General features: G+C 71.2%; 19 protein-coding genes. 11 read left to right on the forward strand and 8 right to left on the reverse strand.

All coding sequences use genetic code 11. From position 1 onward, the window contains the following. The first annotated feature begins 45 nt into the window (after positions 1–45). Positions 46–1,152, forward strand: a complete 1,107-nt coding sequence (locus ACIOKD_RS06075) for a bifunctional succinyldiaminopimelate transaminase/glutamate-prephenate aminotransferase (RefSeq protein ID WP_402078803.1) — start codon at positions 46–48, stop codon at positions 1,150–1,152. A 435-nt stretch (positions 1,153–1,587) separates the two neighbouring features. On the opposite strand, the gene ACIOKD_RS06080 is transcribed toward ACIOKD_RS06075, so the two are convergent. After that, positions 1,588–2,025, reverse strand: a complete 438-nt coding sequence (locus ACIOKD_RS06080) for an ATP-binding protein (protein ID WP_402078805.1) — start codon at positions 2,023–2,025, stop codon at positions 1,588–1,590. A gap of 394 nt (positions 2,026–2,419) precedes the next feature. After that, positions 2,420–3,439, reverse strand: coding sequence for a heavy metal transporter (locus ACIOKD_RS06085; RefSeq protein ID WP_402078808.1), 1,020 nt, complete (start codon positions 3,437–3,439; stop codon positions 2,420–2,422). Between the two features lie 130 nt (positions 3,440–3,569). Between ACIOKD_RS06085 and dapE the strand changes: the two genes are divergently transcribed. After that, positions 3,570–4,649: a succinyl-diaminopimelate desuccinylase gene (dapE, locus tag ACIOKD_RS06090; protein ID WP_402078810.1), complete on the forward strand. Its 1,080-nt coding sequence runs from the start codon at positions 3,570–3,572 to the stop codon at positions 4,647–4,649. A 98-nt stretch (positions 4,650–4,747) separates the two neighbouring features. After that, a complete protein-coding gene (locus ACIOKD_RS06095) occupies positions 4,748–5,506 on the forward strand; it encodes a TIGR00730 family Rossman fold protein (protein ID WP_402078813.1) in 759 nt (252 codons plus the stop codon). A 131-nt stretch (positions 5,507–5,637) separates the two neighbouring features. Here the strand turns inward: ACIOKD_RS06095 and folP are convergent, their stop codons facing one another. Next, positions 5,638–6,498 (reverse strand): dihydropteroate synthase, encoded by an 861-nt coding sequence (gene folP / locus ACIOKD_RS06100; RefSeq protein WP_402078816.1) that lies wholly within the window; start codon positions 6,496–6,498, stop codon positions 5,638–5,640. 139 nt (positions 6,499–6,637) lie between these two features. Between folP and ACIOKD_RS06105 the strand changes: the two genes are divergently transcribed. Together ACIOKD_RS06105 and ACIOKD_RS06110 are read left to right on the forward strand one after the other, a co-directional pair. Next, positions 6,638–7,012, forward strand: a complete 375-nt coding sequence (locus ACIOKD_RS06105; protein WP_402078819.1) for a DivIVA domain-containing protein — start codon at positions 6,638–6,640, stop codon at positions 7,010–7,012. Then, positions 7,009–7,593, forward strand: a complete 585-nt coding sequence (locus ACIOKD_RS06110) for a DNA-3-methyladenine glycosylase I (RefSeq protein ID WP_402078824.1) — start codon at positions 7,009–7,011, stop codon at positions 7,591–7,593. Before ACIOKD_RS06105 ends, ACIOKD_RS06110 begins: the two co-directional genes overlap by 4 nt. Before the next feature lie 141 nt (positions 7,594–7,734). Here the strand turns inward: ACIOKD_RS06110 and ACIOKD_RS06115 are convergent, their stop codons facing one another. After that, entirely contained in the window at positions 7,735–8,541 is an 807-nt protein-coding gene (locus tag ACIOKD_RS06115) for an enoyl-CoA hydratase/isomerase family protein (protein ID WP_402078827.1), read from the reverse strand. Positions 8,542–8,902: 361 nt separating this feature from the next. Between ACIOKD_RS06115 and ACIOKD_RS06120 the strand changes: the two genes are divergently transcribed. Next, on the forward strand, positions 8,903–9,070 hold the full coding sequence (locus tag ACIOKD_RS06120; RefSeq protein ID WP_003966491.1) for a DUF3117 domain-containing protein: 168 nt from the start codon (positions 8,903–8,905) through the stop codon (positions 9,068–9,070). Between the two features lie 183 nt (positions 9,071–9,253). Here the strand turns inward: ACIOKD_RS06120 and ACIOKD_RS06125 are convergent, their stop codons facing one another. Further along, complete coding sequence (locus ACIOKD_RS06125) at positions 9,254–9,952, reverse strand: O-methyltransferase (protein ID WP_402079233.1); 699 nt, start codon at positions 9,950–9,952, stop codon at positions 9,254–9,256. Between the two features lie 227 nt (positions 9,953–10,179). Here ACIOKD_RS06125 and sigE point away from each other — a divergent pair, with 227 nt between their 5' ends. The 5 genes from sigE (at position 10,180) to ACIOKD_RS06150 (ending at position 15,591) form a co-directional block, all read left to right on the forward strand. After that, positions 10,180–10,881: an RNA polymerase sigma factor SigE gene (gene sigE / locus ACIOKD_RS06130; RefSeq protein WP_328494168.1), complete on the forward strand. Its 702-nt coding sequence runs from the start codon at positions 10,180–10,182 to the stop codon at positions 10,879–10,881. Beyond that, positions 10,878–11,840 carry an anti-sigma factor family protein gene (locus ACIOKD_RS06135; protein WP_402078830.1) on the forward strand — a complete coding sequence of 321 codons (963 nt, stop codon included), beginning with the start codon at positions 10,878–10,880 and terminating at the stop codon, positions 11,838–11,840. The genes sigE and ACIOKD_RS06135 overlap by 4 nt, the downstream gene beginning before the upstream one ends. Before the next feature lie 139 nt (positions 11,841–11,979). Beyond that, positions 11,980–13,914 carry a trypsin-like peptidase domain-containing protein gene (locus ACIOKD_RS06140; protein WP_402078832.1) on the forward strand — a complete coding sequence of 645 codons (1,935 nt, stop codon included), beginning with the start codon at positions 11,980–11,982 and terminating at the stop codon, positions 13,912–13,914. A 261-nt stretch (positions 13,915–14,175) separates the two neighbouring features. After that, positions 14,176–14,640 (forward strand): sec-independent translocase, encoded by a 465-nt coding sequence (locus tag ACIOKD_RS06145; RefSeq protein ID WP_402079236.1) that lies wholly within the window; start codon positions 14,176–14,178, stop codon positions 14,638–14,640. Positions 14,641–14,934: 294 nt separating this feature from the next. Beyond that, positions 14,935–15,591, forward strand: coding sequence for a hypothetical protein (locus ACIOKD_RS06150; RefSeq protein WP_402078835.1), 657 nt, complete (start codon positions 14,935–14,937; stop codon positions 15,589–15,591). A gap of 258 nt (positions 15,592–15,849) precedes the next feature. Here the strand turns inward: ACIOKD_RS06150 and ACIOKD_RS06155 are convergent, their stop codons facing one another. Genes ACIOKD_RS06155 through ACIOKD_RS06165 form a run of 3 tightly spaced genes read right to left on the reverse strand, consistent with a single transcriptional unit; the run spans position 15,850 to position 19,020 of the window. After that, complete coding sequence (locus ACIOKD_RS06155) at positions 15,850–16,983, reverse strand: Mrp/NBP35 family ATP-binding protein (RefSeq protein ID WP_402078837.1); 1,134 nt, start codon at positions 16,981–16,983, stop codon at positions 15,850–15,852. Positions 16,984–17,027: 44 nt separating this feature from the next. Beyond that, a complete protein-coding gene (locus ACIOKD_RS06160) occupies positions 17,028–17,636 on the reverse strand; it encodes a DUF1003 domain-containing protein (RefSeq protein ID WP_402078840.1) in 609 nt (202 codons plus the stop codon). After that, a complete protein-coding gene (locus ACIOKD_RS06165) occupies positions 17,626–19,020 on the reverse strand; it encodes a magnesium transporter MgtE N-terminal domain-containing protein (protein WP_402078843.1) in 1,395 nt (464 codons plus the stop codon). Before ACIOKD_RS06165 ends, ACIOKD_RS06160 begins: the two co-directional genes overlap by 11 nt. Positions 19,021–19,139 lie beyond the last annotated feature (119 nt).

Here is a 19,139-nt window from a genome sequence, read left to right on the forward strand (position 1 = left end):
GTGCGGGGCCGCCGTGTCTGCCGTGCAGAAAGTGAGCCAGAACCCGTGTCCGCAGTCTCCGACCGGCTTCCCGCCTTTCCCTGGGACAAGCTGGAGCCCTTCAAGGCGAAGGCCGCCGCTCACCCGGACGGCATCGTCGACCTCTCCGTCGGCACCCCGGTGGACCCGGTGCCCGAGCTGATCCAGAAAGCTCTGGTCGCGGCCGCCGACTCGCCCGGCTATCCGACGGTGTGGGGCACGCCGGAACTGCGGGACGCGCTGGTCGGCTGGTGCGGGCGACGGCTGGGCGCCCGGGACCTCACCCACCGCAACGTCCTGCCGGTGGTCGGTTCCAAGGAACTCGTGGCCTGGCTGCCGACCCAGCTGGGGCTCGGCCCGGGGGACAAGGTGGCCTACCCGCGCCTGGCGTACCCGACGTACGAGGTCGGCGCCCGCCTGGCCCGCGCGGACCACATCGCGTACGACGACCCCACGGACCTGGACCCCACCGGCCTGAAGCTGCTGTGGCTCAACTCCCCGTCCAACCCCACGGGCCGGGTGCTCTCCCAGCAGGAACTCACCCGGATCGTCGCCTGGGCGCGCGAGCACGGCATCCTCGTCCTCGCCGACGAGTGCTACATCGAACTGGGCTGGGAGGCCGACCCGGTCTCCGTCCTGCACCCCGAGGTGTGCGGCGGCTCGTACGAGGGGATCGTCGCGGTCCACTCACTGTCGAAGCGGTCGAACCTCGCGGGCTACCGGTCGGCGTTCCTCGCCGGTGACTCCGCGGTCCTGGGCGACCTGCTCCAGATCCGCAAGCACGGCGGCATGATGACGTCCGCGCCCACGCAGGCCGCCACGGTGGCCGCCCTCTCGGACGACACGCACGTCCAGGAGCAGCGCGAGCGGTACGCGGCCCGCCGCGAGGCCCTCCGGGACGCCCTCGTGCGGCACGGATTCCGCATCGAGCACAGCGAGGCGAGCCTCTATCTCTGGACGACCCGCGACGAGTCCTGCTGGGACACGGTGGCCCACCTGGCCGCCCTGGGCATCCTGGTGGCCCCGGGTGACTTCTACGGCCCGGCAGGAGCCAGTTTCGTACGGGTGGCACTGACGGCCACGGACGAACGGGTCCAAGCGGCAACATCCCGCCTGACGCCACCCACCACCTGACGCCACCCACAGCCTCCTGGCACCCACCGCCCGGACGGCACCCACCGCCCGGACGGCACCCACCGCCCGGACGGCACCCACCGCCTGCCGCCCACCGCCTGCCGCACCCACTGCCTGCTGCCCACTGTCTGCTGGCGCCCACCGCCTGAAGGCACCCACTGCCTGACGGCATCCACCATCTGACGGCACCCACCGTCTATCGGCGCCCAGCGTTTATCGGCGCCCGAAGGGCCGCCGTCCAGGGGCGCGGGGAACTGCGCGACCAGCCACGACGCTCCCGCACCCGACAGCCCCGCCCCGCCCCAGCCCGCCGCAGGCGCACGCAGGCGCACGCAGCGCAGGCGCACGCAGCGCAGGCGCAGGCGCAAAGGCGAAGGGGCCCAGGGGGAAACCCCCTGAACCCCTTCACCACAAGCCAAGCCGGCGGCAAACCGATCAGCCGAGCGGCAGCCCCTGCAGCGGCAGCCCCTCGGCAGGCAGCCCACCCTTCGAGACCGCGTCGGTCGGCAGCCCAGCACCGGTCGCCGACCCAGCGGTGTCACCGAGCACGTCACCCGTGGTCCCGGCAACGTCCCCGGCGGTCTTCTGCGCGGCGGGCGTCGCGGTCTTGATGGCCTTGCCGCCCGTCTTGCCCGCGCTCGGCACGGCCTTCTTCACAGCCTTGCTGCCCGTTTCGCCGGCCATCCCGGTGGCGTTCTGCGCGGCGCCGTCGACGGTGGTGCCCGCGTTGTCCAGCGCGCTCAGGCCGCCGAGGTCGGGGGCGGCCGGCAGTGCGGCCGCGCTCGCGGAGCCGGCCGCACCGACCACGGGTGCCGCTCCCGCTGCAATGAGCAGCGCGACACGGGCGATCCGACGGGTCAGGGGGAGGGACATGGTGCTCCTTTGACGGGGAGAGAACGATGAAATCTTCTGCCGCGCCCGGCAGTTGACCGACTGGCTGTCGACTGGCTGTCGACTGGCTGTCGACGGGTTGTCGACCGGCTGTTGATCGTTCCGGGCTCGGACGCAGTGACTACCGCTCGAAGCCCGCGAAGGTTGCGGTGGCCCCAAGTAAAGAGTTGGTAATGCGTCGCATTATCGGCTGCGGAGAAACCCGGGCAAAGAAGGCTCGGTCGCGAAGCCCGCCGAATCCCTACAGCCCTTTGCTGACAAGGGATCTGACGCCTGTGGGACAGGTGCGGGACAAGCGCGCGAAAGGGCCGCAGAAAACTGTGGCGGCCTGTCGACGTGGCACGCCGCGAGTGCCACCAACGGGTGAGGGTCCGTACTACTGCTCGGTGACGATTCGAACCTCGCCCGTGGCGTTCCGGGCGACCGGATCGTCGTCGTGCCACTCGCTCCGGGTGTTCCCGGCCGTCCACACCCGGCCCGCGTAGGAGACCCGCTCGACGTGCAGCGCGGAGGAGTTGGCGACGGCCCAGTGCGCGAGGGCCCAGCCGCGCTGCCGCTGCCCGCCCCCGGTGGCCGCCGTCTTCGGCACGGGCACGGTCACCGTGCGCTTGCCGCCGGAGCCGCTCACCGAGGCGGACGGCGCGGACGGGGTCGACGGCGTGCGCGAAAGGTCGGTCGACGGATCGGTCGACGGGTCGGCCGAAGGGCTCGCGGCCACCGCGGCGCCCGCCTCCTGGAAGGCCCCGCGCCCGAAGTCCCGTACGAGCGCGGTGCGTACCGACTCCGGGCCGCCGGGCCGCGTGTCCGGGCGGCCCTCGCAGGTAAGGGTGGCGGCGGCGCGGCCGGTCAGGGCCGCCGCGAGGAGCGTCGCGTCCGGCTCGTGCTTCGCGTACGCCTCCGGGTAGCCGCTGCGCTGGACGCGCTGCGCGGCGACGGTGAGCGGCAGTCGCGCGTAGTCGGGCACCTTGCCCAGATGGTCGTAGAACTCGCCCGCCGCGTACGCCGGATCCAGGATCTCCCGCTCGGTGCCCCAGCCCTGCGAGGGCCGCTGCTGGAAGAGGCCCAGTGAATCCCGGTCGCCATGGCCGAGGTTGCGCAGGGCGGACTCCTGGAGCGCCGTCGCCAGAGCGATCGTGACGGCCCGCTCGGGCATACCGCGGTTGGTGCCGACCGCCGAGATCGTCGCCGCGTTCACCGCCTGCTCGGCCGTGAACTCGTACGACGTGCCGTCGCCCTCGGCCGAGACGACCGTGCACTTGGGCACTCCGCTTCCGCCGGTCAGGTACTGCGCGGTGAGATAGGCCGCGACGCCGAGGAGTACGACGAGAGCCGCTCCGAAACGGAGGAGGCGGCCACGGCGTACGGGAGCGACGGAAGTGGGGGACGGCTCAGGCACGCGCACAACGTACTGGAGAGTACCGTCGGGGCCGTGTGAGGTTCCGGAGATCCGTGGGCTCGTGGACAAGCCTGTGGGGAGGCCGGGAGGCCGGGAGACCGGGAGGGCCGGGCGCGTTAGGGTCGAGGCCATGGCCGACACCCCACTTGACCTCACGCTGGACGCCGCCCGGCTCACCGCGCGGCTCGTCGACTTCCCGTCGGAGAGCGGCACGGAGAAGCCCCTCGCGGACGCCGTGGAGACCGCCCTGCGCGCCCTGCCGCACCTCACGGTCGACCGGTACGGCAACAACGTCTTCGCGCGGACGAACCTGGGCCGGGCCGAGCGCGTGATCCTGGCCGGGCACATCGACACGGTGCCCATCGCGGACAACGTGCCGTCGCGCCTGGACGAGGACGGCGTGCTCTGGGGCTGCGGCACCTGCGACATGAAGTCGGGCGTCGCGGTACAGCTGCGGATCGCGGCCACGGTGCCGGCCCCCAACCGCGACCTCACTTTCATCTTCTACGACAACGAAGAGGTCGCCGCCGACCTGAACGGCCTCAAGCACGTGGCCGAGGCCCGCCCCGAGTGGCTGGAGGGCGACTTCGCGGTCCTCCTGGAGCCCTCCGACGGGCAGGTCGAGGGTGGCTGCCAGGGGACCTTGCGGGTGCTCCTGAAGACCACGGGGGAGCGGGCGCACTCCGCGCGCGGCTGGATGGGCTCCAACGCCATTCACGCCGCTTCCGCGATCCTCGCCCGCCTCGCCTCCTACGAGCCGCGCTACCCCGTCATCGACGGCCTCGAATACCGCGAGGGCCTGAACGCCGTCGGGATCTCGGGCGGGGTGGCGGGCAACGTGATCCCCGACGAGTGCGTGGTGAGCGTCAACTTCCGTTACGCGCCCGACCGCAGCGAGGAGGAGGCCATCGCCCACGTCCGCGAGGTCTTCGCCGACTGCGGCGTGCACGAGTTCGTGGTCGACGACCACAGCGGGGCGGCGCTGCCGGGCCTCTCGCATCCGGCCGCGGCGGCCTTCGTCGAGGCCGTCGGAGGCACCCCGCAACCCAAGTACGGCTGGACGGACGTCTCCCGCTTCAGCGCGATGGGCGTCCCGGCGGTCAACTACGGCCCCGGCAACCCGCACTTGGCGCACAAGCGCGACGAACGGGTGGAAACCGCCAAGATCCTGGCGGGCGAGGAGCGGCTGAGGGCCTGGCTGACGGCCTGACCGGCGCCCGATCCGAGGCGGACATGCCGGCGTCCCCCCTCCTTGACCCGTGTAGATCTACGCTGAGGTGGAACGATCGGCAAGCGGAGGGAGCGGACATGGCTACCGGCAACCCCGAGGGCAGCAAGCAGCCACCGGAGGAGCAGCAGCTGGGCCCCGTGCTGCGCAGGCGGGGGCAGGTGCAGGCGAGCACGACGGACCAGCGGCTGCTGGACGCCGGCGGGCCGTCGGACTGGGTGCACACCGATCCCTGGCGCGTGCTGCGCATCCAGTCGGAGTTCATCGAGGGCTTCGGCACGCTGGCCGAACTCCCGGCCGCCATCAGTGTGTTCGGCTCGGCGCGCACACCGGCGGGCTCGCCCGAGTACGAGGCGGGGGTCGCGCTCGGCCGAGGCCTGGTCGAGGCGGGCTTCGCGGTGATCACCGGCGGCGGTCCCGGTGCGATGGAGGCCGCCAACAAGGGCGCCTGCGAGGCGAAGGGCATCTCCGTCGGCCTCGGCATCGAGCTGCCCTTCGAGCAGGGGCTCAACGAGTACGTCGACATCGGTCTCAACTTCCGGTACTTCTTCGTCCGCAAGATGATGTTCGTCAAGTACGCGCAGGGGTTCGTGGTGCTGCCGGGCGGTCTCGGCACGCTCGACGAACTCTTCGAGGCCCTCACCCTCGTGCAGACCAAGAAGGTCACGCGCTTCCCGATCGTGCTCTTCGGTACGGAGTACTGGGGCGGGCTGGTCGACTGGCTCAAGAACACCCTGATCGCCCAGGGCAAGGCCTCGGAGAAGGACCTGCTCCTGTTCCACCTCACGGATGACGTGGACGAGGCGGTGGCGTTGGTGTCCAAGGAGGCGGGGAGGTAGGAGGGGCTTCCGCCCTTGCCTCGGGGGCGCTGCCCCCGAACCCCCGCTCCTCAAACGCCGGAGGGGCTACCCACTCAGCCCGTCCGGCGTTTGAGGACGAGCGCGCAGCGCGATACGGGGGCGGAAACCCCCTACGCCAGCCCCCGCCGGGCCACCGCCGGCGGCCGGAGCCCCGCGATCGACGCCACCATGTCAAGAACCTGCCGCGTCTCCGCGACCTCATGCACCCGATACACCTGAGCCCCCAGCCAGGCCGACACGGCAGTGGTCGCGAGCGTCCCCACCACCCGCTCCTTGACCGGGCGGTCCAACGTCTCCCCCACGAAGTCCTTGTTGGACAACGACACCAGCACCGGCCACCCCGTGGACACCATCTCCCCGAGCCGACGCGTCGCCTCCAGACTGTGCCGCGTGTTCTTCCCGAAGTCGTGCCCGGGATCGATCAGCACGGACTCCCGGGGCACCCCGAGGGACACCGCCCGTTCGGCCAGCCCCACCGTCACCTCCAGGATGTCGGCCATGACGTCGTCGTAGGCGATGCGATGCGGCCGCGTACGAGGCTGCGTACCGCCCGCGTGCGTGCACACGATCCCCACCCCGTACCGTCCGGCGACCTCGGCGAGCCGCGGATCGACCCCGCCCCAGGCATCGTTCAGCAGGTCAGCGCCGGCCTCGCACACGGCCTCGCCGACCTCGTGCCGCCAGGTGTCGACGCTGATGATCACGTCGGGGAAGCGGCGCCGCACTTCGGCGACGAACCCGACGGTCCGCCGCGCCTCCTCCTCGGCGGTCACCTCCTCGCCCGGCCCGGCCTTGACCCCGCCGATGTCGATGACGGCGGCTCCCTCGGACACCGCCTGCTCCACGCGCGCGAGCGCCGGCTCGTCGCGGAAGGTGGCTCCCTGGTCGTAGAAGGAGTCCGGGGTCCGGTTCACGATCGCCATGACCACCGGCTCGTGCGCGTCGAACTCGCGCCTGCCCAGCCTGAGCATCCCCTGTGACCTCTCCCAGTAGTTGTCGCCGTCGGGCCGCCTGCGACCCTAACGGCCAGCGTCGCATGGCACGATCGGTGCCTGACACTTTCCGTGCCGACGCGCCCCGCGTCGGCATCAGAGCGTGGGGGCCTCAGAGATGTTCATGTTCTTGTTCCTGGTCGTCGCCCTCGTCGTCGTGGTCGGCGCGGTGACCCTCTCCGTCGTGGGAGGCGGTGACAGCGGCGCCCTTCCCGAGGCACTGCCGGAGCGTCTGCGGGACCCGCTTCCCCCGGACCGTCCCGTGCGCCGCGGCGACGTGGAGGCACTGCGTTTCCCGTTGACCCTGCGCGGCTACCGCATGGCGGACGTGGACGACGCCCTGAACCGCCTCGGCGCCGAACTGGCCGAGCGGGACGCCCGCATCGCCGACCTGGAGGCCGCGCTGTCCGGCGCCCGCTCGGCCACCGCCACCGCCACGACCGCCTCACCGGCCACCTCCCTGGAGAAGCCCGCGGAGGAGGACCACCGGTGAGCGACGCCCTGAAGGGCGCCGACGGGGCCCTGCGCTGCCCCTGGGCGCTGTCCACCGACGACTACGTGGCGTACCACGACGAGGAGTGGGGGCGCCCGGTCCACGGCGACGACGCGCTGTACGAGCGGCTGTGTCTGGAGGCCTTCCAGTCGGGCCTGTCCTGGATCACGATCCTGCGTCGCCGCGAGGGCTTCCGGGCCGCCTTCGCGGCTTTCAGGATCGCCGATGTGGCGGCATTCACGGACACCGACAAGGAGCGTCTCCTCGCCGACACGGGGATCATCCGCAACCGCGCCAAGATCGAGGCGACGGTCGCCAACGCGCGCGTGCTCGTCGGCTGGGCGCCGGGCGAACTGGACGAGCTGATCTGGTCCTTCGCCCCCGACCCGGCCTCGCGCCCGGCCCCGAAGTCGCTGTCCGACGTCCCGGCGGTGACCGACGAGTCGATCGCTCTCTCCAAGACCCTCAAGAAACGAGGCATCCGCTTCGTGGGCCCCACGACGGCCTACGCCCTGATGCAGGCCTGTGGCTTGGTCGACGACCATTTGGCGGACTGCGCGTCCAGGAACGGCGCCCGGTAGAGCCGCCCCGCAGGGCCGCTGCTGAGGGGCGCTGCTGAGAGGCGCTCCTGAGGGCGCGGGGAACTGTGCGCCCGGCCCTCACCGGACCGGCACCATCCACCGAACCGGCCCCGAGGGCGAACCGTCACCGAGGGCGAACCGTCACCGCCCCAGATACTTCGGCTTCTCCTTGTTGACGAACGCCTGCACGGCGATCAGGTGATCCTCTGATTCCCCCGCCCGCGACTGCAGCTCGTCCTCCTTCTCCAAGGTCTCGTCCAACGAGTGCGTGAGCCCGAACGCGAGGGACTCCTTGAGCGCGGCGTACGCGAGAGTCGGTCCCTCGGCCAAGGAGCGGGCCAGCTTCAACCCCTCCGCGGCCAGTTCCGCGGACGGCACGATCCGATTCGCGATCCCCAGCTCGTACGCCTCCTGCGCCGTGATGCTGCGCGGGAAGAGCAGCAGGTCGGCGGCGCGGGAGGGCCCGACGACGCGGGGCAGCGTCCAGGAGATCCCGGAGTCGGCGGTGAGCGCGACCCCGGCGAACGACGTGTTGAAGGCGGCCGTGTCGGCGACGATGCGATAGTCCGCGGCGAGCGCGAATCCGAGACCCGCGCCGGCCGCGACGCCGTTGACGGCCGCCACCACCGGCTTCGCCGCGCCCGTCAGGGCCCGCACGATCGGGTTGTAATGCTCCTGGACCGTGCTCATGACGCCTTCGCCCGCGCCCGACTCGCGCGCCGCCAGCAGTCCGCCGACATGCTCCTTGAGGTCCTGGCCCACACAGAACGCCCGGTCACCGGCGGCGGTGAGGAGCACGGCCCGTACGGACTCGTCCGCCGCGGCCGCCTGCGCCGCCTCCCGGAAGGCCACCTTGGTCTCGGTGTTCATCGCGTTCATCGCCTCGGGGCGGTTCAGCGTGATCGTCGCGAGTCCGTCGCTCACCTCGTAGAGCACGGTGTCGGCCATGATGGTCCCCTCAGGTGTCGCGGATTCGTCGTACCCGTCGGTACGCACTGCTTCCGAGGACAGCATGGCGGAGATCATGGTGGGCGGCGGCGTTCGTACATGTGACCTGCGTCAAAGAATTCCGGTGTCCGAAAGTCCATGCGGTGGCGCAGTATCGCAGTCACACCGCCGAAATGAGTGGTTTTGATCAAGCGCGTTGCGCAAGCGATGCCGACTGATGTTGGTCATCGGGTCCTGAGATGCGGGATAATGGCTGGGAAGCAATGTGTTCGATGCCGGTGACGCGTGTCCGACGAGAGGACGCGTGCCCTTCAACGGGGCCGTCGGCGACGATGAGCTGGTTTCAGGAAGGGGAACGAGCATGGCGGCCATGAAGCCGCGGACGGGCGATGGCCCGCTCGAGGTGACAAAGGAGGGGCGGGGCATCGTCATGCGCGTTCCGCTCGAAGGCGGCGGACGGCTCGTCGTAGAGCTGACCCCCGACGAGGCTGACGCGCTCGGCGACGCCCTCAAGAAGGTCGTCGGCTGACGCGGAACGCGACCATACCCTTCCACTGCCCCGGCATCAACGCGATGCCGGGGCAGTGGTGTTTCCAGGGGTTCCAGGGGTTCTGAGGATTCTGCGGCTTCCAGTTGGTGCGGGGAGCCCGTGTGCGGGTGCCGAGGCCGTACGCCCGGTCCCGGGGCCGTTACGGCGGGCAGGGGCCGGGGATCAGCGCTTGACCGCGCACAGCAGGCCGTCGCCCACCGGAAGCAGTGAGGGAACCAGTTCCTGGCTCTCGCGGATCGCGCGCAGCAGTTCGCGCAGCCGCAGCACCTCCGTGGGCTGCGGGCCCGACTCCACCGTGCGCCCGTTCGCGAACACGCCCTCGAAGACGACGAGGCCGCCCACCCGCAGCAGGCGCAACGATTCAGCGAGGTAGTCGAGGCACTCCAGCCGGTCGCCGTCGCAGAAGACGAGGTCATAGCCCGCGTCCGCGAGCCGGGGCAGGACGTCCAGCGCGCGGCCCGGGATGAAGCGGGCCCGGTTGCTGGCGAAGCCGGACGCGCGGAAGGCCTGGCGGGCGAACTGCTGGTGCTCCGGCTCGGGATCCACGGTCGTCAGTACGCCGTCCGGCCGCATGCCGTGCAGCAGATGGATACCGGAGACTCCGGTTCCGGTACCGATCTCCGCGACCGCCTTGGCGTCCACGGTGGCAGCGAGCAGTCGCAGGGCTGCGCCCGTGCCGGGCGACACCGAGCGCAGCCCTGCTTCCCGGGCCCGGTCCCGGGCCCAGTGCAGTGCCTCGTCCTCGGGGACAAAGGCGTCGGCGAACGCCCAGCTCGTCAGCCGGTTGCCGGTAATGGCCCTCTCCTGTCCCCGTGGTTGCCTGGGCGTGACTGTATCCGTTGCCGCCGGGAACCCGCAGATGGGACCAGGCGTTTAGAGAGGGTGGGGAACAAGGGTCGGGAACTGCACGGGGGTGGCGGATGGAGCGGGACGGTCGGCAAGTGCTGACGCTGCCATATGAGCGCGTATCAATTTCTCGTAAAACCGCTTATCCGGAGCTAACGGGCGAGGTGGCTATGGTAGGGGCTCCACTGGACACCACCAGAGCCGACAGGGGAGGTGCGGCTGAACCTGTGGATCGAGGTGGGGTGCTCCGGCGCCTGCTCAGATCGTCGGGGGAGCCGAAATCCGTGAACAACACTGCTGACCGATCCCGCATCGCTGACTCCGCTCAGACCGCGACCTTCACGTCCGACGCGGACTCGCAGGCGTGGACTCCCCCCACGTGGGAGGAGATCGTCAGCACACACAGCGGCCGGGTGTACCGGCTCGCCTACCGCCTGACGGGCAACCAGCACGACGCCGAGGACCTGACCCAGGAAGTCTTCGTCCGGGTCTTCCGCTCCTTGTCGACCTACACACCCGGCACCTTCGAGGGCTGGCTCCACCGCATCACCACCAACCTCTTCCTGGACATGGTCCGGCGCAAGCAGCGCATCCGTTTCGACGCCCTCGGCGACGACGCGGCCGAGCGCCTGCCCAGCCGCGAGCCCTCCCCGCAGCAGGTCTTCAACGACACGCACTTCGACGCGGACGTCCAGCAGGCTCTCGACACCCTGGCGCCCGAGTTCCGCGCCGCGGTCGTCCTCTGCGACATCGAGGGACTTTCGTACGAGGAGATCGCCGCGACCCTGGGCGTCAAGCTCGGTACGGTCCGCAGCCGGATCCACCGCGGCCGCTCCCAGCTCCGCAAGGCGCTCGCCCACCGTTCCCCCGAGGCCCGTGCCGAGCGCCGCGGTTTCGCGGTCACCGGTGTGCCCGCTCTGGGAGGAGGGGGCGCGAGCGCGTGAGTGGATCACGGCTGAATCCTGCCGACGGACCCCTTGCCGAGCAGCACCTCGGCGACCGGCTTTCCGCCCTGGTGGACGGTGAGCTCGGTCATGAGGCGCGCGAGCGCGTCCTGGCCCACCTCGCCACCTGCGCGAAGTGCAAGTCGGAGGCCGACGAGCAGCGACGACTGAAGAACGTGTTCGCGGAGGTCGCCCCGCCGCCCCCTTCCGAGAGTTTCCTGGCCAGACTGCAGGGGCTCCCCGGAGGAGGTGACTCGGACGGCGACAGCTCGCGACTGGGCCGGGGAGCGTTCGGAGCGTCCGGAGTCTTCGACATGACGCCGGACTCCTTCGGTTACCTGCCCTCCGGCCCCCATGCGACCGCGCTGCCCTCGGAACAGCGCGGATTCCGCATCCATGACATCAGCCGGCGCGAGGCCGAGCGCTCCGCCTCCAGGGGACTGCGCTTCGCGGCCGCCGCGGCCGGTGCCGTCTCGCTCGCCGCGATCGCGCTCGGCGGGGTCTCGACCGGCGTCCCGGCGGACACCGCGGACGCACGCGGCGGTTCGGGCACCGGAAGCAACGTGACCCCGATGCGCACAGCGAGTACGACCGGTGCCACCGGCTCCGACTCGCAGCGCCGCCGGTCCCTCGCACCGCTGCTCGCCCAGGGACAGCGTTCCTTCGGCAACGAAGGGGGCGCGCGGACCGAGATGTCCGCGCCGCTGCTGCCCGGTGTGCCGGCGCCCGGACTGCCCTCGACCGGCGAGCAGAACAAGGGCTCGGGATCGATGCACGCGCTGACCACCCCCGTGGTGGCGGGTGTCGCCGCGATGTCCCCGCTGATACGTCCGTTCGCGCCGGCCCCACGGGTCACGCTGACCGCGTGGTCGTCGGGACCTGAGTTCGAGGCGTCCGTCCTGTCGGCCGTGCCGTCGTTCGACCCGTCCGCCTCACCGGCGCCTTCCTCCTCCGGCTGAACCGGCCCTCTGCGCGGCGGCCCGCGAACCTGGTTGAATCCAGGGATGGGCCGCGCCCGCCGCTGGGATCCGGGCGCGGAGGTCGAGACAACGCGGCGAGCGCTGACATGCCGTGCCGCGGGTCAGGTGTGGGGAGAGCATGGACGAGGGGAAGCCCACGAAGCCGAAGTGGTGGAGCCGGCCACGGACCCAGGTGCCGGATTCCGCTCCGGCGGACTCGGTTTCCACGGGGGACGGCGCGAGCGGGTCGCACGGGGGAGACATGGACGGCGACTTCGAGCTGGAGAAGCCCGCTGGTACGGGTGCGACCGCCGTCGGAGACGCCGTCACCGGCGCTGGCGCGAGCCCCGTCGCCGCGCGGGCCGCGGACGAGGTGAGCGACGGCGTGAGCGCGCCCGCCCCCGGTGAGCGGCCCAGGCCCCTGCACGATCCGGACCCCTACAGCACACCGCCGTACGGCGGACCGGGCCCCTGGGCGCCCGCGCCGCCGGTGCAGCACCCCGGGACGACGCCCGCGCACGGCACGACGGTGGAGGCGGCGGCTCCGCCCCAGGACTCTCCGGAGGAGGCACTCTCCGGGGCGCCGGGCCCGCATGCGCCGGGCCCGTATGCTCCGGCCCCGCGTACGCCGGGCCGGCACGCACCGGCCCCGCACACGACCGTTCCGCACCTGGCCGTGCCCTACATGCCCGCGCCGCGAACGCCCGCCGCTGAGGCAGCCGTCCAGCAGGCACCGGCCCGGCAGACGTCCGTCCCTCAGACGTCCACCCCTCAGATGTCTGCCCCGCAGACGCACAGCGCCCTCGGTCCGGAGTCGCCTGTCGGCCTTCAGACCGACGAGGCCTCCGCCCTCGCCACCAGCGCCCCTTGGCAGAACTACGACCCCTGGGCCGCCGCCCCCCTCCAGCATCACGGGGCCGCGGCCGAGGCGCCGGACGGGCGCCGCAAGCGGACCGGGCGTGCGCTGGTCCTCGGCGCCGTACTGCTCGCCCTGGTCTCCGGAGGTGTGGGCGGGGCCGTGGGCGCCTATCTGGAGCGGACCGGGGGGATCGACGACGTCGAGCTGCCGCAGGCCGGAGTGGAGGCCAAGGGGCGGGCGCCGGACAGCGTGGCCGGTATCGCGGCCAGCGCCCTGCCCAGCGTGGTGACACTGCACGTCAGCGGCTCGGAGGCGCAGGGCACCGGCACGGGGTTCGTCCTCGACCGGCGCGGCCACATCCTCACCAACAACCACGTCGTGGAACCCGCGGACGGCAGCGGCGAGATCACCGTGACGTTCAGCGGTGGTGAGACCGCCAAGGCCGAGGTCGTGGGCCACGACAGCGGCTACGACCTCGCCGTGGTCAAGGTCGCCCATGTCAGCGGGCTCAAGCCCCTCTCGCTCGGCAACTCGGACAACGTCCAGGTCGGCGACCCGGTGGTGGCCATCGGAGCGCCCTTCGACCTGGAGAACACCGTCACCGCGGGCATCATCAGCGCCAAGGAGCGCCCCATCACGGCGGGTGGCGAGGAGGGCGACGGCAGCGACATCTCGTACGTGGACGCGCTGCAGACGGACGCCCCGATAAACCCCGGCAACTCCGGCGGCCCCCTGGTCGACTCCAAGGCCCGTGTCATCGGCATCAACAGCGCCATCCGTTCCGCCGACAGCGGCTCCGACCTGGAGGGCGGCCAGTCCGGTTCGATCGGCCTGGGCTTCGCCATACCCATCAACCAGGGCAGGCGCGTCGCCGAGGAGCTCATCAACACGGGCAAAGCCACCCATCCGGTGATCGGCGTGACGCTCGACATGGAGTACTCCGGCGACGGAGCCCGCGTCGGCACCGAGGGCACCGAGGGCAATGAGGGCAACGACGGCGACTCGGCGGTCACCCGGGGCGGCCCCGGCGCCCGGGCCGGCATCGAGGCCGGTGACGTCATCACCGAGGTCGACGGGCAGCGGGTGCGCTCCGGCGAGGAACTCATCGTCAAGACGCGGTCCCACCGGCCCGGCGACCGGCTGGAGCTGACGCTGGAGCGTGACGGCAAGGAGCGGAAGGTCACCCTCGTCCTCGGCTCGGCCGACGGGGACTGACACGGCGGACGACCGATACGTACAAGGGGATGAACCGGGCCGGAAGCGGGGGCGGACGGTTGATCACGAATCCGACAGGAAGTTCACAGGAAACGGCCCGGCCCCCTGTGCCACAAGGCAAACAACCGGGAAAACCCGCCGTGTACACGCGGTCCGGCGCCCCGGGACAGTACCGGTCGGACAGGAACGCCGGGTACCGTGGACCCGGCCCGGACCACGGACGACCTGCCGAGCGCCGAGGACATCGCAAGGAGCTGCAAGGTGTTCAATGACATAGGACCGCTTGAGCTGGTCACGCTCGTTGTCCTTGCCGTGCTCGTCTTCGGCCCGGAGAAGCTCCCGAAGATGATCCAGGACGTCACACGGACCATTCGCAAGATCCGTGAGTTCTCCGAGAGCGCCAAGGCGGACATCCGCGAGGAGCTGGGTCCGGAGTTCAAGGACTTCGAGTTCGAGGACCTCAACCCCAAGACGTTCATCCGCAAGCAGCTGGACAACGACGAGCTGGGGCTCAAGGAGATCCGTAACGGCTTCGACCTGAAGAAGGAGATGGCCGAGGTCACGGACGCCGTGCACGGCCGCGAGTCCGACACGCCGTCCTCCTCCTCGACCTCATCGTCCTCGTCCTCGTCGGCGGGCTCCACCGGCGGCACCGTGGACATGACGAAGAAGCGCGAGAAGCCGGCGCCGGAAGAGCGCCCGCCGTTCGACGCGGACGCGACCTGAGGCGACCCTGAGGTGGCCCTGAGGCGATCTGACGCGGCCTGACCCCGGGCGGCGCGCCCGCCGTCCGGAACACGCTTCACTTTCAGTCGAACGCCGTCCGTCTCCCCGTACCCCGCTTGGGTTCCGTCCGTTCGGGATGCGCCGGATCGGGTACGTATGTGAGTCATGTGCCGACCGGTTTTCCGGCCTTCGGTGGAGCTGTGACTATCCTGCCTAGTTGTTGTGCGGACCGGACGGACGCCCGAAGGGGGGCGGGCCACCCGGTCCGACGAGAGCAAGGAGGCGTCCGGGCAGATGGAGACGACAAGTCGGGTAGGCGCGCAGGCGCCGGCTGCGGAGGGTGGACAACAGCTCCCCTCCGCCCGGCGCATGGTCGACGGCTACCTGCTGGCGCCCTTCCCGTGGTACGGCCTCGATGAGGCCTTCACGGGGCCGCGCTGGCTGATGCAGGTCGGCACCGCGGCCGACGGAGCCATCGAACACGGCTCGATCGGACACGGTGACGAGCCGTCGGTGCGCAGTGAGTCCACCGAGGACAAGGAGCGATTCGCGGTCGTGGTGACCGTCGCGGGCAACCCCGTGCGGCGCAGCGCCGACGGCACGGGGCTGCTGGAGGCCACCTCGGTCTCCTCCGCGGCCTGGCTCGCCGGAGTGGGGCTGCTGTCCTTCACCTGGCCCGGCCAGATGGACCACACCCTGCGCGACGACTGGCTGGACCAGCAGACCGAGACGGCGTGGGTCCTCGCGGACGATCTGAACGGGTCCGACTGGTCCACGCTGTCCCTTCCCGTGGACGGGGTGCCGACGCCGTTCCACTACAGGGAATCCGAGTTCGGCTGGGTCCTCGCGGGCTCGACGCAGGAAGGGGTTCATGTGGGGGCGTACGGGCGGGGGATGAGTGCGTACGGGGTGGCTTTCGCCATGATCAAGGACATCGGCACGTACGCCTAGGCGGCGGGCCCCCGCGGGGCTCGGGCCGGATGTGTTGTGCGGGTCGTCGTGGGCTGAGCGCGCAGTTCCCCGCGCCCCTTGAAAGCAGGGGCGGAGCCCCGCTTCAGGGGCGCGGGGAACTGCGCGAGCAACCCATACGCACCTGCACCCGACAGCGCGGCCGAGGTCACGCGCCCAAAAGGGCGCGGGGAACTGCGCGGTCGGCCACAGCGCCCGCGGTCGCCCGGTGGCAGACAGTCGCCGTGCCGCTCGTGGGGTCTAGAACTTGTTCCTCGGGGTGATGCCCAGCGACATGCCCGACAGGCCCCGCTGGCGGCCCCCCAGCTTGCCTGCGATCGCGCGGAGCGCGGAGCCGGCCGGCGAGTCGGGGTCGGTCAGGACGACCGGCCTGCCGTCGTCGCCGCCCTCGCGCAGGCGGACGTCGATCGGAATCGAACCCAGCACCGGCACGGTCGCCCCGGTGGTGCGGGTCAGCCCGTCGGCCACCGACTGCCCGCCACCCGTACCGAAGATGTCGACCATCTCGTCGCAGTGGGGGCACGGCATGCCCGCCATGTTCTCGACCACACCGACGATCTTCTGGTGGGTCTGCACGGCGATCGACCCGGCCCGCTCGGCGACCTCGGCCGCGGCCTGCTGAGGAGTCGTCACGACCAGGATCTCCGCGTTCGGGACGAGCTGCGCGACCGAGATCGCGATGTCGCCCGTACCCGGCGGGAGGTCCAGGAGCAGGACGTCCAGGTCGCCCCAGTACACGTCCGCGAGGAACTGCTGCAGGGCGCGGTGGAGCATCGGGCCGCGCCACACGACCGGCGCGTTGCCGGGGGTGAACATGCCGATCGAGATGACCTTCACACCGTGCGCCGACGGCGGCATGATCATGTTCTCGACCTGGGTCGGACTGCCCTCGGCGCCGAGCATGCGCGGCACGGAGTGGCCGTAGATGTCGGCGTCCACGACACCGACCTTCAGCCCGTCCGCGGCCATCGCCGCCGCGAGGTTGACCGTCACGGACGACTTGCCGACGCCCCCCTTGCCGGAGGCGACCGCGTACACGCGCGTGAGGGAGCCCGGCTGGGCGAAGGGGACCTCGCGCTCGGCCTTGCCGCCGCGCAGCGCGGACGCCAGGTCCTTGCGCTGCTCGTCGCTCATCACGTCCAGCGTGACGTCGACCCGCGTGACCCCCTCGACCCGCGCGACCGCCTCCTTCACGTTGTTCGTGATGGTCTCGCGCATCGGGCACCCGGAGACAGTCAGGTACACCGCGACCGCGACCGAACCGTCCGCGCCGATCTCCACGGATTTGACCATCCCCAGCTCGGTGATGGGTCGGTGGATCTCGGGGTCGTTCACCGTCGACAGTGCTTCACGCACCGCGTCTTCCGTAGCCATGGGGTCGATGGTACGGCGCCCGGCCCGGGGGCCGGAAAGCCCCGTCACCGGTCGTCTACGTCACGTGCCCGAGGGTGTTCCGCCGGGAATACGCCACGCCGGTCGCCCGGCCCGCCCCCGCTGCCGTCGCGGCGCCGCTCCTCCAGCTCCTTGACCAGGTCCTCCAGCTCGGAGCGGATCCAGTCCCGGGTGGCGACCTCGCCGAGGCCGATGCGCAGCGCGGCGATCTCCCGGGTCAGGTACTCGGTGTCCGCGATCGACCGCTCGTTCTGCTTGCGGTCCTGTTCGAGGTTGACCTTGTCGCGGTCGTCCTGCCGGTTCTGCGCGAGAAGGATCAGGGGCGCGGCGTACGAGGCCTGCAGCGAGAGCATCAGGGTGAGGAAGATGAACGGGTAGTTGTCGAAGCGCAGATCACGCGGCGCGGACACGTTCCACACCACCCACAGGATGATGACGAACGTCATCCAGACGATGAACCGGCCCGTGCCCAGGAACCGCGCGATCCGCTCGGAGAGCCGTCCGAAGGCCTCCGGGTCGTACTCGGGCAGGAATCTGCGCCGCGGCGGCTGCGGCTGGTCGAGCCGCAGCCGGGGCCGCGCGGTGGTGCCCGTCCCGCCGGCGGCCCGCTCGCGGGCCTCACGCTCAGGAGCCATCAGCGGCCTCCTCGGGGGCATCGCGGTCGACGGCACCGCGATCCGCGTCGTGCTCGGTGTCGTGCTCGCTGTCATGGCCGCTGTCATGGCCGGTCTCGTGCTCGCCGACGGCTTCCTCGTCCAGGTGGAACTCCTTCTCCCGCCAGTCCTCGGGCAGCATGTGGTCGAGGACGTCGTCCACGGTGACCGCGCCGAGCAGCGAACCGCTCTCGTCGACGACCGGCGCCGCGACCATGTCGTACGTGGCGAAGAAGCCGGCCACGACGGGCAGCACCGCCTCCGGGTCCAGCGGCCGCAGGTCGTCGTCGATGATCGAGCCCACCAGCGTGTACGGCGGATCGCGAAGGAGCCGCTGGAAGTGCACGGTACCCAGGTACTTGCCGGTCGGGGTCTCGTCCGGGGGACGGCACACGTACACCTGGGCGGCCAGCGCGGGGGAGAGGTCGGCGTTGCGCACCCGGGCGAGCGCGTCCGCGACGGTCGCGTCGGGCCGCAGCACGATCGGCTCGGTCGTCATCAGACCGCCCGCCGTGCGTTCCTCGTACGCCATCAGCCGCCGTACGTCCGCCGCGTCGGCCGGGCGCATCAGCGCGAGCAGCCGCTCCTTGTCCTCTTCCGGCAGCTCACCGAGCAGGTCGGCCGCGTCGTCGGGGTCCATGGCCTCCAGGACGTCCGCGGCGCGCTCCTCCTTGAGCTTGCCGAGGATCTCGATCTGGTCGTCCTCCGGGAGTTCCTCCAGGACGTCGGCGAGCCGGTCGTCGTCCAAGGCCGCGGCGACCTCGGCGCGCCGCTTCGCGGACAGATGGTGCAGGACGTTCGCGAGGTCGGCGGGGCGCAGCTGCTCGAAGGTGGCGAGCAGGTTCTCGGCGCCCTGCCCGTGCTCCTCCAGCGAGAACCCGGTGACGGCCGACCACTCGACGGTCAGGGTCTCGCCCCTGGCCCGCCGGAACGTGCCGCCGGCCCGACCCTTCCGTACGAAGACCCGGTCGATCTCCCAGTCGCGGCGGGCCGGCAGCTGCTGGATGGCGATGTCCAGGACGGTGACCGTCTCGGGTGGTTCGCCGGTCTCCGCGAGGGTGACGCGCCGGTCGAGAAGCTCGCCGAGGACGAGCCGCTCGGTGGGGCGCTGCTCGAAACGGCGGACGTTCAGTACGCCGGTCGTGATGACCTGGCCCGACTCGATGCCCGTCACCCGGGTCATGGGCAGGAAGATGCGGCGCCGGGTGGACAGTTCGACGACGAGGCCGAGCAGTCGTGGGGGCCGTCGTCCGACGCGCAGCATGGCGACGAGGTCGCGTACGCGTCCCACCTGGTCGCCGTTGGGGTCGAAGACGGCGATGCCGGAGAGGTGCGAGACGAAGATCCTGGGGGCGCCTGCCGCCATCCGGGCGCCTCCTTCTTCCTACGGGCTTCGGGTTCGGGCGTTATGGAGTGTCATGTCCGCTCGGGTGGGCTTCAGGCTAGCCCGTCCCGGTCGGATACGCCCTGGTGAGCGGTGCGGAC

Source organism: Streptomyces sp. NPDC087844 (assembly GCF_044742785.1).
In the GTDB taxonomy this organism is placed as follows: Bacteria; Actinomycetota; Actinomycetes; order Streptomycetales; family Streptomycetaceae; genus Streptomyces.

Excerpts from the sequence above, each read along its gene's own strand:
- ACIOKD_RS06150 (WP_402078835.1), top strand. The coding sequence starts at position 14,935 with ATGGAGACGACAAGTCGGGTAGGCGCGCAGGCGCCGGCTGCGGAGGGT.
- dapE (WP_402078810.1), top strand. The coding sequence starts at position 3,570 with ATGGCCGACACCCCACTTGACCTCACGCTGGACGCCGCCCGGCTCACC.
- folP (WP_402078816.1), bottom strand. The coding sequence starts at position 6,498 with ATGCTCAGGCTGGGCAGGCGCGAGTTCGACGCGCACGAGCCGGTGGTC.
- ACIOKD_RS06155 (WP_402078837.1), bottom strand. The coding sequence starts at position 16,983 with ATGGCTACGGAAGACGCGGTGCGTGAAGCACTGTCGACGGTGAACGAC.
- ACIOKD_RS06120 (WP_003966491.1), top strand. The coding sequence starts at position 8,903 with ATGGCGGCCATGAAGCCGCGGACGGGCGATGGCCCGCTCGAGGTGACA.
- ACIOKD_RS06160 (WP_402078840.1), bottom strand. The coding sequence starts at position 17,636 with ATGGCTCCTGAGCGTGAGGCCCGCGAGCGGGCCGCCGGCGGGACGGGC.
- ACIOKD_RS06105 (WP_402078819.1), top strand. The coding sequence starts at position 6,638 with ATGTTCATGTTCTTGTTCCTGGTCGTCGCCCTCGTCGTCGTGGTCGGC.
- ACIOKD_RS06165 (WP_402078843.1), bottom strand. The coding sequence starts at position 19,020 with ATGGCGGCAGGCGCCCCCAGGATCTTCGTCTCGCACCTCTCCGGCATC.
- ACIOKD_RS06115 (WP_402078827.1), bottom strand. The coding sequence starts at position 8,541 with ATGGCCGACACCGTGCTCTACGAGGTGAGCGACGGACTCGCGACGATC.
- ACIOKD_RS06095 (WP_402078813.1), top strand. The coding sequence starts at position 4,748 with ATGGCTACCGGCAACCCCGAGGGCAGCAAGCAGCCACCGGAGGAGCAG.
- ACIOKD_RS06140 (WP_402078832.1), top strand. The coding sequence starts at position 11,980 with ATGGACGAGGGGAAGCCCACGAAGCCGAAGTGGTGGAGCCGGCCACGG.
- ACIOKD_RS06080 (WP_402078805.1), bottom strand. The coding sequence starts at position 2,025 with ATGTCCCTCCCCCTGACCCGTCGGATCGCCCGTGTCGCGCTGCTCATT.